The following is a 14679-nucleotide window of genomic DNA, read 5'->3' as shown; positions in this document are numbered from 1 at the left end:
GGCTTGTCTGGTTTAATTCCATGATTTGTTTCGCCAGATCGGCATCATTAATTCTGGAATCGGCCACAGCCATGTTCGTTTCTTTTGTTTCGCTCAAGTTTATGATGTAATCTGAGCACGGAAGAGATATCGTTGACGGGATCAATTCTTCGAATGAAAATTTGGTTGTTTACTCAACCTAATGAAAGCATATCAGCTTTTTCATCAAGCCTCGAAAATTCGTGACAATCCTCTAATGCTTTAACGAAGCGGGAACTGTCACGAATTTTCGGAACGGATTTTTTCAAGCAATGCCTGGCAGCCGGCTGTGACCAGGTAATAGGTTTCCTGAAAATCACCGGTATAGTATGGATCGGGGACATCTTTTTTGTGTTCGGTTAAGTCGAGCAGCCGGATAATTTTCGGATGATCGGGCTGGCCGGTGATGTCATAAATATTGGTGATATTGCTTTCATCCATACCGACGATGTAATCGAATTTTTCGAAGTCTTCTTTTGTTAACTGGCGCCCTAAAAGGCCTTCTGATGAGATATCGTATTGTTTTAAAATGGCAAGCGTGCCTTTATGGGGCGGCGAGCCGATATGCCACGAACTTGTCGCTGCAGAATCGACCGTGATTTGATCGCTCAATCCTTCTTTTTCCACCAAATTGCGAAACAGGGCTTCTGCCATTGGCGACCGGCAAATGTTGCCGAGGCAGACAAATAATACGTTGATCATACAATCTACTCCTTTTTGTCATTCATTATACTATAATTTGTTTACTCCGTTTTTAGCTGAATGATCAGCAAAAGAAAAAACCTGCACAGCGGCAGGTTTCTATTTCATTTTTTCTTTTAAGGTATGCTGAAATTCTTCAAACTGCTGTGCGGATTCTTTTGATGGCTGTGCCGTCAGCAAACTGACGACGATCACGGCGATTAAGCTGGCCGCAAAGCCGGGAATCATTTCATAGACAGCAGCTGCATATTCGGTGTTTTTCCAGAGAATAACCGTTACCGCACCGACGATCATGCCGGCCAGTGCGCCCCAGTTCGTCATGCGTTTCCAATACAGGCTCAGTAAAATCACCGGACCGAATGCGGCACCGAATCCTGCCCAGGCGTAGCCGACGAGGTCAAGAATCGTTTCGTTCTTTTCCCACGACAGGATTAATGCGACAATCGCAACGAGCAGGACGGACAAACGGCCGAGGAAAACAAGTTCTTTATCGGTTGCGGACCGTTTCACAAAAGTTTTGTATAAATCCTCTGTCAGTGAACTCGATGTCACAAGCAGCTGTGAAGAAATCGTGCTCATGATGGCAGCTAAAATGGCTGATATTAAAAAGCCTGTAATGATCGGATGAAATAATATATTGCCAAGTTCAATAAAGACCGTTTCCGGATCGGCCAATTCAAGGTTGTTGTTGGCAAAATAAGCGATGCCGACAAAGCCGGTTACCATGGCACCGACGCTTGAGAAAATCATCCAGCTCATGCCGATACGGCGCGCTTTTTTGATCTCTTTCACCGAGCTGATCGCCATAAAGCGGACAATGATGTGCGGCTGTCCGAAGTAGCCAAGCCCCCATGCGAAAAGGGAAACGATGCCCAGAAAGCTCGTGCCGGTGAAAATGTTTAAGTAGTCTGCATTAATCGAGCGGACCGTATCAACGGACACACCAATCCCGCCAACGTGCATCACTGTCACAACGGGAACAAGAATGAGCGCTGTTACCATAATGATGCCCTGTACGAAATCTGTCCAGCTTACTGCAAGAAAGCCTCCGAATAACGTATAGGCCACAACGACGGCTGTAACGATCCAAAGACCTGTATGATACTCGAGTCCGAATGTGCTTTGGAATAGGACTCCTCCTGATACCATGCCGGATGAAACATAAAACGTAAAGAACACTAAAATAACGAGACCGGAGACGAGACGGAGCACTTTTGAACGGTCGTTAAACCGGTTTTCCAGATACCCGGGAATCGTGATGGCGTCACCGGCCGTTTCCGTATACGTTCTGAGCCGCGGCGCGACATATTTCCAGTTTGCCCATGCGCCGATTGTTAAACCGATAACGATCCACGAAGAACTGATGCCGTCTGCGAACATGGCACCAGGCAGTCCCATTAAGAGCCAGCCGCTCATATCGGAAGCTCCGGCACTCAGAGCGGTAACGGCGGGGCCGAGTGTGCGTCCGCCAAGCATGTAGTCTGATAAGTTCGATGTTTTTTTATACGCGAAGTAGCCGATCAAAAGCATGCCAAGCATGTAGACTGCTACGGATACCGCCAAAGAAAAATCGCCCAAATAAATCCCTCATTTCTATACAATTCACTTGCCATAATATCGCTCCAATTTTATCACACTTTATTTTATTGTCATATGCCCTTTGCTATTCGTATATGGAGCTGATTTATTTAGCGGCCGGACGCTCATACTCATATATGCTACAATAGTAGAAAAACAGAAGGGGTGTTTGGATGCTGGAACAGGCGCGTGATCTTTTGCAGTCGCACTTCGGGTATGATTCGTTCCGAAGTGGTCAGGAGCAGGCAATCACTCAAGTTTTGGACGGCCGGAATACGATTTGTGTTATGCCGACAGGCGGCGGAAAATCGATCTGTTATCAAATTCCGGCGCTCGTACTGCCGGGAACAACGATTGTCGTGTCACCGCTCATTTCGTTAATGAAAGATCAAGTGGATACATTGCTGGAAGCGGGTATTCCGGCAGCATATATAAACAGCTCACTCAGCAATGCGGAGATGTACGAGACGATGAATGCGGCTCGAAATGGCCAATATAAGCTATTGTACATTGCGCCGGAGCGGCTCGAGTCGTATTCGTTTGTCGAGCAGTTGAAACAGCTTCCGATACCATTGATTGCTGTCGATGAGGCGCATTGTATTTCCCAGTGGGGGCATGATTTCCGCCCAAGCTACCGCCACATTCACCGGATGGCGGAGATGATGCCGCAGAAACCTGTTGTACTGGCACTGACAGCCACGGCGACGCCAAATGTCCGACAAGACATTTGCCGGCTCCTTTCTATAGAAGAAAAAAGTACGGTCATGACCGGATTTGAACGGAAAAATTTATCGTTTTCGGTCATTCAAGGCCAGGATCGGAACGGTTTTTTGAAAGAGTATTTGAAGAAAAATGAAAAAGAAGCAGGCATCATTTATGCGGCAACCCGTAAAACAGTGGATCAACTTTACGAGCGGCTTTACAGAGATGGTATTGACGTGGCGCGTTACCACGCGGGGATGAGCGATGCGGAGCGGAATGCTGAGCAGGAGCGGTTTTTAACCGACGAAGCGGCGGTGATGGTGGCGACAAACGCGTTCGGCATGGGGATTGATAAATCAAACATCCGCTACGTTATTCATTATCAGCTGCCGAAAAATATGGAAAGCTATTATCAGGAAGCGGGCCGTGCCGGTCGTGACGGGCTCGACAGTGAGTGTATCGTTTTGTATTCATCGCAGGATGTGCAGACACAGCGTTTTTTAATCGACCAGGCTCTTGAACGGGAGCGCATTCCACAAGAGCTTGAAAAACTCCAGCTGATGATCGATTACTGCCATACGGAGAAATGTTTACAGCAGTTTATCGTTTCCTATTTCGGTGAAATAAATCCGGAGCCGTGCGGACGCTGCGGCAATTGCACAGATTCACGAAACAGTATTGATGTAACGAAAGAAGCACAAATGGTGTTATCCTGTGTGATTCGTATGGGACAGCGATTTGGCAAAGCGATGACCGCACAGGTGCTGACCGGATCAAAAAATAAAAAATTACAGAATTTTGGCTTTGAACAGCTTTCTACATATGGTATTTTGAAGCATCAAAGCGTGAAGGACGTAACGAATTTTATTGAATTCCTTATTTCGCAAGAACTGATCGGTGTGGAACAAAAGCAGTATCCGACGATTTTTGTGACCGAAAACGGGAAAGAGGTACTGCTTGGAAAAGAAACGGTGATGCGGAAAGAAGCGGTTAAAACGAAGAAAATTGCGAAAGACGATCCGCTATTCGAAGTGCTGCGTGCACTCCGGAAAGACATCGCCGAAGAAGCAGGTGTGCCGCCGTTCGTTATTTTCTCCGACAATACATTGCAGGACATGTGCGCGAAATTGCCGCAGTCAGAAGAAGCGTTTTTAACGATCAGCGGCGTCGGTCAAAGCAAGATGGATAAATATGGGGATTTATTTTTGCGTGCGATTCAAGCATTTTGTGCGGATCACCCGGAGCGGGAAAAAGACCCGGACGCAAAACTTGCAGCACCCGTTCCGAAGAAAAAAGCAGTGAACGGCTCTCATCTGGAGACATTGGAATTGCATAAAAGCGGATTGGCAGCCTCTGAGATTGCGTTGAAGCGCGATCTGACCGTGAATACGGTCGAAAATCATTTCATTCAGTGCATTGATGAAGGACTTGATGTCGATTTGAGTTTACTTGTGCCGGAACACTACAGAGAACAGCTTGAAAAAGCAGTGGAGGAAGCAGGAGCAGACCGCCTGAAGCCGATTAAAGAGCTGCTGCCGGACGAGGTGACGTATGGAATGATTAAAGTGTTTTTGGAAATGCGGAAAGTGAAAATGGAACGGTAAGGAGGACGATGTATGCCGTTTGAAGTGCGGGAATTCCCGGAATTTTCATGGTCGTTTTCGCGGCATAAAACGCTTTTAACGTGTGCGCGAAAATATGGTTATGAATATTATGCAAGTCATAATGGCTGGCTGTATGAAGCTGATGAGACGGCAAAACATGCTTATAGGCTGAAGAAGCTGACGAATGTACCGCTGGCGTTCGGGCAGATTGTGCATGAACTGGCGGAAAAAGCGGTACGGTTGTTTTTGAAGCATGGTTATGTCATGACGGAAGCGGAACTGATTGAAGAGGGGCGTTCGATGCTGAATAGAGCCTATCTTGATTCAAGAGACCGGAAACAACTTTGGATGCAAAAGCCCGCCCGCTATAAAATGCTGTATGACATGTACTATAAAGGGGAATTGAACCGGCTGGAGGCAGAGGATTATCGCGGCCGTCTTCATGTTGTCTTTGCGAATTTGCTTAATAGCCGCTCATTTCAGGATATCACCACACGTCCGCTTTCGATGCAGTTCCAGCAGGCAGAGGAATTCCGGTTTATGACAGTGGACGGCGTAAAAATTTTCGTCGTGATGGATTTATTGTACCGGGATCTCGATGCGGGCAAATGGGTTATTGTGGACTGGAAGACAGGAAAGGAGGCGGAGAACGACCGGAGTCAGCTTGCCTTGTATGCGTATTACATCATGCAGAAATACAAAGCGCGGGTGGAAGAGATTGAAATCCGCAATGAGTACGTGCTTTCCGGTGTGAACCGAACCTATCAATTGATGGAAGAAGACATTGGACTGATGCTTGAGAAAATGAAACAAAGTATCCATATAATGCTCCGCTATCAGCTTGATATGATTTCAAACGAGCCGGTTGAGATGGACGAATTTCCTCGTACAGAATACAGGCAGCGATGTGAAACATGCAATCATAAAGAAATATGTCTGGCACAGTGAAACGCTGTGTCTTTTTTGTTGTGGTTTTATCAGTTTAGTATTAAACTGAAAGTGTCGAAAGGAAGTGAGCCGGATGTATGCGGAGGAATCATTTAAGAAAAAACGGGAGCGGATGCTCAGTATTTTGGCATGGTTCCGCCTTTCCCGGTTTTATAATCAAAGCATCCGGAAGTCGAACCAGCATTTGAAACTATGGAATATCACCGTGGCGCAGTTTGATGTGCTTGCACAGGTCGGTTCAACTGAACGGCTCAGCCAGCAGGAGCTGGCGGATAAACTGCTTGTGACAAAAGGGAATATGACACAGCTGCTGGGCAAACTGGAGCAGCTCGGCTGGATACAGCGTGAGCGTGAGTGGAAGACGAAATATATTACACTGACGGATGAGGGACGTGCGCTTCTCGATGAAATATTGCCGGTGCAGGAGCAGTTTCAAGCGGATCAGTTCGGAAAGCTAACCATGGAAGAGAAGAAACAGCTATTAAATTTATTGAAAAAAATACAATCTTGAGGGGTGTTTTTAATGGAATTTAAAGGTATTCATCACGTGTCGGCGATTACAGCAAATGCGGCGAAAAATGTGAAATTTTATACAGAAGTGTTAGGAATGAGATTGATAAAAAAGACCGTCAATCAGGATGACACATCCGTTTATCATTTGTTTTACGGGGATGAAAAAGGGAATCCGGGGACGGAATTGACGTTTTTTGAAATCCCGATGGCAGCACCGAACCGTAACGGAAATAACAGTATTTCCGGTTTGTCATTGCGCATACCTAAAGATGCGGCATTTAATTATTGGAAAAAGCGGTTCGATGAGTTTGGCGTTGAGTATCAGAATGTAGTCGATCAAGGCGGCCGTCATGTACTGCCGTTTCAGGATTTTGAAGGACAGCGGTTTTTCCTTGTTTCCGATGAAAATGACAACGGTGTAAAAGGCGGGACACCATGGGAGAAGAGTCCCGTGCCGGCTGAAGTGGGGATTGCCGGTCTTGGTCCGGTTCATTTGACGGTGCCGTCCGCGAATCCGACAGCCGTTATTTTAACCCAGCTCATGGGCTTCCGTGAAGTAAATCGTTATCCATCACCGGTGGCCGGACAGCCGGATGTCATCGTCTTTGAAACGGGTGAAGGCGGTACAGGTGCAGAGGTGCATGTGGAGGAACGGAATGATTTAGCGCCTGAACGTCCAGGCCGCGGCGGTGTGCATCACGTGGCGTTCCGTGTGGAGGATGAAGAAGAGCTCCGCAAATGGATTGCCCGCCTTCGTGAAGCGCGCATCGGCAGCTCCGGCTTCGTCGATCGTTTTTACTTCAAATCCCTGTATTTCCGCGAAGCGAATGGCATTTTATTTGAAGTAGCAACAGATGGACCTGGCTTTGACACGGATGAAGAATTGGAACATCTCGGCGAATCCCTTGCTTTGCCGCCGTTTTTAGAGCCGAAGCGTGAACAAATTGAAGCGCGTTTGAAGCCGCTGCCAACGAATTTTTAAGTTGGACAGAAAGAATGAAAGCAGCACAAAAAGTTAAAAAATAATAAACCGCCTCTTTTCACGGACTCGTGAGAAGGGGCGGTTTGCGTTTTATTTCGCCTTTTTTTATAAAGAACGGCATCATCCTGCCGATATAAAAAATAGAATAATGTGCTCGCAGAAGGAGGAAAAACGATGATTGAACGGGTTGGGGAAAGTGTGTCGCCAGCGGTTTTAAAAGCAGGCCAGATGAAAAAAGTAATAAAAAGTGATGTGCCAAAGCAGGAACAAGCTGTGGAACAACAGGAGCAGATGACTCCTTTAAAGGAAGAAGCTATGGCAAAGTTTACAGAACAGATCAACGCGTTTTTGCTGCCGACGCGGACGCACGTTCAGTTTGAATACCATGATGAGTTAAAAGAATATTATGTATTGGTTGTCGATGATACATCAAAAGAAGTGCTGCGGGAAATCCCGTCAAAAAAACTATTGGACATATATGCGGCGATGAATGAGTTTATCGGCTTGTTTTTTGATAAGAAAGCATAAGGAGGTACGGGGCAATGGTGACACGTATTGGCGGTCTTGCCAGCGGGATGGATATTGATTCCATCGTTAAAGATTTAATGAGGGCGGAGCGTATGCCGCTTGATAAATTGAAACAAAAGAAACAGGTACTTGAATGGCAGCGTGATGATTACCGAGCCATGAACACGCGTCTGCTTGATTTTCGGACCGAGCTGACACAGATGAAATTGACAACAAAGTACCGAGTGCGCTCTGTGACATCGTCAGACGAAGCAAAAGTAACAGCAACCGCATCTACCTCAGCTTCGTTAGCTTCCTATTCCATTTCAAAAGTGGATAAATTGGCTGAAGCGGAAAATTGGGTGACAAACAAGATTGGAATTGATGCTGCAAAATCGCTTGAAAGTCAATTTGGTGCCACGCCCGCGGATTTCACGTGGTCAACAGGAACCGTGAGAAATACATCATTGGCTGGTGAAGGTGATACTACCTTAAGTTTAGGGGTGAAAGCGGGAACCGTTAAAGAAGCTGATGCGGCAAAAATGACAGTGAAAGTAAATGGTGTTTCGTATGGCGTGATTAAAAGTACGGATGACTGGGACACGGATCCAGATACAAAGCAAGTGAAAATTGATGCCGACGGGAATTTGACATTCCAAGAAAATGTCGCTTCAGGTGCAACTGTACAAGTGGATTACATTTTGGATTCGACTGATAAATATGCGGATTTTTCATTTACAACGCATACCTCGAAAGGTACGGTGACAGAAAAATTTCTTGTTCAATCAACGGAAACATTAAATCAGCTTGTCAGCAAAGTAAACAACTCTAATGCCGGCTTGTCAATGTTCTATGATGAAGTAGAACAGAAAATGTCATTAACACAAAAAGAAACCGGGGACCATAACACTGGCACCGGAGGAAACATTTCAGTATCAGGCGGTTTGGCTAGCAAGGGGTTGAAATTAGATGCTTCTACAGCAACAATTACAAATGGTTCAGATGCTTCATTTATAATAAATGGACTTGCGACAACGCGTAAAACAAATATTTTTGATATGAACGGAGTATCTATCACATTAAAACAGGCATTTACAACAGGGGCAGCGGTCAATCTCTCGATAAATAATGATAGCAATGCCGTATTTGATAATATTAAAAGCTTTATTGAAAAATACAATACGCTTATTGATAAGATCAGTTCAAAAATGTCGGAGGAGAAGTATCGTTCCTATACACCGCTGACGGATGAGCAGCGTGAGCAGTTGAGCGATAAACAGCAGGAGCAGTGGGAAGAAAAAGCGAAAAGCGGGTTGCTTCGCCGGGATTCAATTTTGACTGGGGTGCTTTCAAGCATGCGCTCAAATTTCTCTCAGCCTGTATCCAATAGTGAAACGAATGCACTTTATAATCAGCTCGCGGCAATCGGTATTACAACAACTTCCAATTACATGGAAGGCGGGAAGTTGGAAATTAATGAAGTGAAATTAAAAGCAGCGATTAATAATAATCCTGAGGCTGTTGAAGCATTGTTTCGCGGCGGCAGTGATGATTCGCCTATAAGTGCACAAGGAATTGCCCGTCGTTTGTATGATTCTATCAATACAACCATGGACAAGCTGAACGAGCGTGGCGGGAATTCGTTTTCGACCAATCAGCAGTTTTTTCTGGGACGTCAGCTGACGAATATCGACAGCAGTATTAACCGTTTTGAAGATCGTCTCATTCAGGTTGAAGATCGGTATTGGAAACAATTCACTGCGATGGAAAAAGCGATTCAAAATGCCAATTCACAGTCGATGTATTTGTCACAACAGTTCAGCAATGTCTATTCTCGATAAAAGGAGTGTCATTCTTTAGAAATGAATAACCCACAGCAGGCGTATGCAAACAACTCGGTCAATACCGCTTCACCAGGCGAACTGACACTGATGCTTTATAACGGGTGCATTAAATTTATCCGATATGCAGAACGTGCAATGGCAGACAATAATATTGAGCAAAAAAATCTTAACATTCAAAAGGCGCAGGCGATTGTTCGTGAATTAAGCGTGACATTGAAAACGGACACGGATGTGGCAAAAAATATGCTGTTACTTTATGAATATCTTCACGAACGCCTTGTTGAAGCAAACGTTAAAAATGATCCGGCGATTCTAAAAGAAGTAGAAGAATTTGTGACAGAATTCCGGGATACATGGAAGCAGGTTATCCAGGAGAACCGCCGCATGCAGCAAATTGGTGCCGGCGGACGCGTATAATGTCGCCTGTCCGCGATTGTTACAAAATGACGAAGCGGCTGCTTGATCTGTTAGAAGTGGTTGAACAGGACCGCGACAGTCAAATTGAAGAGGCACAACAGCTGCTCGATCAGCGGGGAAAGCTGCTTCCTGAACTGAAACCGCCCTTTACAGCGGAAGAGCAAAAGCTTGGCCGTGAAATTAATTTGATGAATCAGGAGATTGAAGCGCGTCTTCATCAATTGAGCAATGCGGTGAAAGAAGATTTAAAAGAGGTCAGTGTAAAAAAGCATTCATTGAATAAATATACCAATCCATATGAGGCGCTGCAAACGGACGGAGTTTTTTACGATAAGCGCAACTAAATCCGGGGTGTGGACTACCCGGATTTTTCAATAGGAAAAATTATTTGAAAATTCGACAAATTTTTTTGGAGATTAAGAAGGATTATGGAGGGTATATAAAGAATATTAAGAATATAGCAAGACAGCAATTAGTTGAAGGAGGAGTTCCGCATGATGAATTACAACATTCGTGGTGAAAATATTGAAGTGACTCCGGCAATCCGTGAGTACGTAGAAAAGAAAATCAGCAAGCTGGAGCGTTATTTCACCGAAACTCCTAATGCGAATGTGCATGTGAATTTGAAAGTGTACAACGATAAAAACGCTAAAGTGGAAGTGACCATTCCGATGAAAAACCTCGTTCTTCGCGCTGAGGAACGTAATCAGGATTTATATGCAGCCGTTGATTTAATCACGGACAAATTGGAGCGTCAAATCCGCAAACATAAAACGAAAGTAAACCGCAAGTTCCGTGAAAAAGGGGAGCCGCAAGATTATTTCGCGGTTCAATCTGACAATATAGCAGTGGAAGAAGAGCAGGAAGATGATCTTCAAGTTGTCCGTACGAAACAATTTGACTTAAAACCGATGGATGCGGAAGAAGCTGTCTTGCAGATGAACCTGCTTGGTCATAGCTTCTTTATTTTCACAGATGCTGAAACAGATGGAACGAACATTGTCTACAAACGCAGCGATGGCAAATATGGATTAATTGAAACAAACTAATAGAAACATCAGAAGCCCGGCAGATTGCGGGCTTCTTTTTTGTGCGTGCAATTCATGGTATGATAGAGAACGTGATTTTGCACGAGGAGGAACTTGAATGTCAATTGGACGAAATGATCCGTGCCTGTGCGGCAGCGGAAAAAAATATAAAAAATGCTGCGGGAAAGCAGAAGGAGCAGCCATCCTGCCGGTTCTTATAGAAGAATGCAGCAGTGTGCAGCGTGAATTAATTGATTATGCGATGGAAAATCATTCGGGGATGCTGAAAAAGCAGTTCCAGCCGCTGCTTCAAAAATGTGAAACACTGCGTAAAAATGAGCAGGTATTTCTTGTAACGTTTGAAATTTGGGCTATTTTGACACGGACGCTCAAAGGAAACGAAACGATATTTACAGAATTTGTAAAGCGTCGCACGCCATCTATTTCACGAAAACGGACGGCGGAAATTGTGGCCTCTTGGACGGATTACCGTTTTATGGCCGGTGTCATTGAGGAAAGTGAAGGAAACATATATCGCATCCGCGATGTGCTGACAAATGATATGTATAACATTCGCGCTCTTAGAAGCGTATCACTGGATGGCGCATTTGTAACGGGGGCTCTATTACCGCATGAGTCTGAATATACATTTTTTATGACCGATTTTCACTTTGAAGCGGCGCATGTCGGGGCAATGACAAAAGCTGTTCAGGAATTATACGCGGCATCGCCGTTTAATGATACACAATCCTTTTTTGCGGATATGTTTCCATCTGTAATGGATACACTTTTTACTGTATTTGAAGAACAGCATCATATGATTGATTTAACGACATTAACGTGGCTGAAAGACGCTCATCGTGAGACAGCCGGGCATATAGTCCAATCATTTGAGCAGGAGAAAGTCGATAAACAAGTTGTACAGATGGCTGTGCTGCTCTGGAATTATTACTGCGGCAAAGAAGATCCGGCTGTCCGCAAAAAAGAAGTCTTTACAGCGGCCCTTCTTTCTTTATTGCAGGCGTACAATATTGTAGATGGAAATGAATCAAAAGCGGCTATAGCCGCCCGCTATTCCATTTCAGCATCAACCCTTTCAAAGCGGATGAAAGAAATGGAAGCCGTTTTGAAGGAGAAGCTGAATCCGGCTGTTGAAGCGGGGCAAAAATAGACCATATGAGTATACGCTCACCTTTAGAAGTGGTACTATTAAATAGGAAAATTGTAAAGGTTTTACCCTGTTGAACCTGAAAAGGAGCGTTTTAAATGGGTTTATTAGATAAAGTATTTGATGCAAATAAAAAAGAAGTAAAAAAACTTGAAAAAATGGCGGACAAAATAGAAGCGCTTGCGGCTGAAACAGCTGCGCTATCGGATGCGGAGCTAAAAGCGAAAACATCTGAATTTAAAGAGCGGTTTCAAAAAGGCGAGTCCCTTGATCAGATGCTGACAGAAGCGTTCGCTGTTGTACGCGAAGCGGCGGAGCGTGTACTCGGGCTATATCCATATCGTGTACAGCTGATGGGGGGGATTGCCCTTCATGAAGGCAATATTTCTGAAATGAAAACGGGGGAAGGGAAAACATTGACGGCCACGATGCCTGTGTATTTAAACGCGCTTTCCGGCAAAGGGGTTCACGTTATTACCGTTAATGAATACCTCGCATCCCGTGATGCCGAAGAAATGGGGCGCTTGTATGAGTTTCTCGGCTTATCAGTCGGATTAAACTTGAACAGCCTGTCAAAAGAACAAAAAAAAGAAGCGTATGCGGCGGATATTACGTACGGAACAAACAATGAATTCGGTTTCGATTACCTGCGTGACAATATGGTGCTGTATAAAGAGCATAAAGTACAGCGGCCGCTTCACTTTGCTGTCATCGATGAAGTGGACTCTATTCTGATCGATGAAGCGCGTACTCCGCTGATCATTTCCGGCCAGGCGGCAAAATCAACGCAGCTGTACATTCATGCGTTTTCATTTGTACGCACATTGAAAGAAGAAGACGATTTTACCGTTGATATTAAAACGAAAAGTGTTCTTTTGACGGAAGAAGGAATGACGAAAGCAGAAAAAGCATTCGGCATCGAAAACTTGTTTGATTTGAAGCATGTCGGTTTGAATCATCACATTACGCAGGCGTTAAAAGCGCGTGTGACAATGCATCGCGATGTTGATTATGTTGTGCAGGACGGCGAGGTTGTCATTGTTGACCAGTTCACCGGCCGTTTAATGAAAGGACGCCGATATTCTGACGGGCTGCATCAGGCGATTGAAGCGAAAGAAGGCGTCGAGATTCAAAACGAAAGCATGACGATGGCGACGATCACCTTCCAGAACTATTTCCGTATGTACGAAAAACTGTCTGGTATGACCGGTACGGCCAAAACGGAGGAAGAAGAGTTCCGCAACATTTACAACATGCGTGTGGTGGTGATTCCGACAAACCGTCCGATTGCCCGTGATGACCGCGCAGATTTAATTTACGCATCCATGAACGGCAAATTTATGGCCGTTGTGGAAGATATTTATGAACGTTATCAGGCGAGACAGCCGGTGCTCGTCGGGACAGTTGCGATTGAAACCTCTGAATTAATTTCTGCTCATCTGAAGAAAAAAGGCGTTCCGCATAATGTGTTAAATGCGAAAAACCATGAACGTGAAGCGGAAATTATTTTAAATGCCGGCCAGCCCGGTTCCGTAACGATCGCGACAAACATGGCCGGGCGCGGTACCGATATTAAACTTGGTGAAGGCGTGAAAGAACTGGGCGGCCTTGCTGTAATTGGGACGGAACGTCATGAATCACGCCGGATTGACAACCAGCTCCGCGGACGTTCAGGACGTCAGGGAGACCCGGGTGTGACGCAATTTTATTTATCGATGGAAGATGAATTAATGCGCCGCTTCGGCTCGGACAATATGAAATCGATGATGGAAAAACTCGGTATGGATGATACACAGCCGATTCAAAGCAAAATGGTTTCACGTGCGGTTGAATCTGCGCAAAAACGCGTGGAAGGAAACAACTTTGATGCCCGTAAGCGGCTTCTCGAATACGATGATGTGCTTCGCCAGCAGCGTGAAATTATTTACAAGCAGCGTGATGAAGTGCTGGAATCCGAAAACCTGCGCGCCATCTTAGAAGACATGGTCACAAAAACAATCGGTTCAACGATTGCGGCGCATGCGAATGATGAGGATGCGGCGGAACCGTTTGACGCTGAAGGCATTGCGGATACAGTGAACGCGAATTTACTTGAGGAAGGTGCGCTTACTGCAGATGAACTGCGTGGTAAGGACTTAAATGAAATAACTGGTATTATCTGGGATAAAGTGGCTGCCCGATATGATGAGCGTGAAGAACAGCTCGGCTCTGAAAAAATGCGGGAGTTTGAAAAAGTGGTTCTTCTGCGGGCGGTGGATTCAAAATGGATTAACCATATTGATGCGATGGACCAGCTTCGTCAAGGGATTCATTTGCGCGCATACGGACAAATTGATCCGCTCCGCGAGTACCAGAATGAAGGGTTCGCGATGTTTGAGAAAATGATCGCAGCCATTAATGAAGAGGCGTCGAGATACGTGATGAAAGCGGAAATCCGAAGCAACCTGGAGCGTCAGGAAGTCGCCAAAGGCCAAGCGGTGAATCCAAAAGAAGACGAAGCGCCGAAAAAGAAAAAACCGCTCCGTAAAGCGCCGGAAATTGGCCGTAATGAGCCATGTCCGTGCGGAAGCGGAAAAAAATATAAAAACTGCCACGGGCTCCAAGAATAGCGGAGCTGACCGCTTTGATGCGGCAAGCATAATAGCGCGGTGCGCAAAAGCTTTGCTTA

At 45.3% G+C, this 14679-nt stretch carries 13 protein-coding genes; 11 read left to right on the top strand and 2 right to left on the bottom strand.

The window, feature by feature from the left end:
- Nucleotides 1–258 precede the first annotated feature (258 nt).
- Together BTO30_RS00995 and putP are read right to left on the bottom strand one after the other, a co-directional pair.
- On the bottom strand, nucleotides 259–720 hold the full coding sequence (locus BTO30_RS00995) for a low molecular weight protein-tyrosine-phosphatase (RefSeq protein ID WP_075396842.1): 462 nt from the start codon (nucleotides 718–720) through the stop codon (nucleotides 259–261).
- Between the two features lie 99 nt (nucleotides 721–819).
- A complete protein-coding gene (putP, locus tag BTO30_RS00990) occupies nucleotides 820–2283 on the bottom strand; it encodes a sodium/proline symporter PutP (protein WP_075397053.1) in 1464 nt (487 codons plus the stop codon).
- A gap of 188 nt (nucleotides 2284–2471) precedes the next feature.
- Here putP and recQ point away from each other — a divergent pair, with 188 nt between their 5' ends.
- From recQ to secA, 11 genes are all read left to right on the top strand, one after another.
- The gene (recQ, locus tag BTO30_RS00985) at nucleotides 2472–4604 is read left to right on the top strand and encodes a DNA helicase RecQ (protein WP_075396841.1); all 2133 of its coding nucleotides are present in this window, start codon (nucleotides 2472–2474) and stop codon (nucleotides 4602–4604) included.
- Between the two features lie 12 nt (nucleotides 4605–4616).
- A complete protein-coding gene (locus BTO30_RS00980; protein WP_075396840.1) occupies nucleotides 4617–5552 on the top strand; it encodes a PD-(D/E)XK nuclease family protein in 936 nt (311 codons plus the stop codon).
- A gap of 73 nt (nucleotides 5553–5625) precedes the next feature.
- The gene (locus tag BTO30_RS00975; RefSeq protein WP_075396839.1) at nucleotides 5626–6063 is read left to right on the top strand and encodes a MarR family winged helix-turn-helix transcriptional regulator; all 438 of its coding nucleotides are present in this window, start codon (nucleotides 5626–5628) and stop codon (nucleotides 6061–6063) included.
- Nucleotides 6064–6075: 12 nt separating this feature from the next.
- A complete protein-coding gene (locus BTO30_RS00970; protein ID WP_075396838.1) occupies nucleotides 6076–7047 on the top strand; it encodes a ring-cleaving dioxygenase in 972 nt (323 codons plus the stop codon).
- 174 nt (nucleotides 7048–7221) lie between these two features.
- Nucleotides 7222–7575, top strand: a complete 354-nt coding sequence (gene flaG / locus BTO30_RS00965; protein WP_075396837.1) for a flagellar protein FlaG — start codon at nucleotides 7222–7224, stop codon at nucleotides 7573–7575.
- A gap of 14 nt (nucleotides 7576–7589) precedes the next feature.
- Nucleotides 7590–9395, top strand: a complete 1806-nt coding sequence (gene fliD / locus BTO30_RS00960) for a flagellar filament capping protein FliD (RefSeq protein ID WP_083632226.1) — start codon at nucleotides 7590–7592, stop codon at nucleotides 9393–9395.
- Between the two features lie 21 nt (nucleotides 9396–9416).
- Nucleotides 9417–9815, top strand: coding sequence for a flagellar export chaperone FliS (gene fliS / locus BTO30_RS00955; RefSeq protein WP_075396836.1), 399 nt, complete (start codon nucleotides 9417–9419; stop codon nucleotides 9813–9815).
- Nucleotides 9752–10159 (top strand): flagellar protein FliT, encoded by a 408-nt coding sequence (gene fliT, locus BTO30_RS00950; protein ID WP_158023551.1) that lies wholly within the window; start codon nucleotides 9752–9754, stop codon nucleotides 10157–10159. The genes fliS and fliT overlap by 64 nt, the downstream gene beginning before the upstream one ends.
- A gap of 150 nt (nucleotides 10160–10309) precedes the next feature.
- The gene (gene hpf, locus BTO30_RS00945; protein WP_075396834.1) at nucleotides 10310–10864 is read left to right on the top strand and encodes a ribosome hibernation-promoting factor, HPF/YfiA family; all 555 of its coding nucleotides are present in this window, start codon (nucleotides 10310–10312) and stop codon (nucleotides 10862–10864) included.
- A 97-nt stretch (nucleotides 10865–10961) separates the two neighbouring features.
- Entirely contained in the window at nucleotides 10962–12014 is a 1053-nt protein-coding gene (locus tag BTO30_RS00940; protein WP_075396833.1) for an SEC-C metal-binding domain-containing protein, read from the top strand.
- 95 nt (nucleotides 12015–12109) lie between these two features.
- Complete coding sequence (secA, locus tag BTO30_RS00935; RefSeq protein WP_075396832.1) at nucleotides 12110–14620, top strand: preprotein translocase subunit SecA; 2511 nt, start codon at nucleotides 12110–12112, stop codon at nucleotides 14618–14620.
- The last annotated feature ends 59 nt before the right edge of the window (nucleotides 14621–14679 follow it).

The organism is Domibacillus antri (assembly GCF_001936625.1).
In the GTDB taxonomy this organism is placed as follows: Bacteria; Bacillota; Bacilli; order Bacillales; family Domibacillaceae; genus Domibacillus; species Domibacillus antri.
The sequence above is the reverse complement of the archived record's forward strand: the minus strand, read 5'-3'. Positions and strand labels throughout refer to the sequence as shown.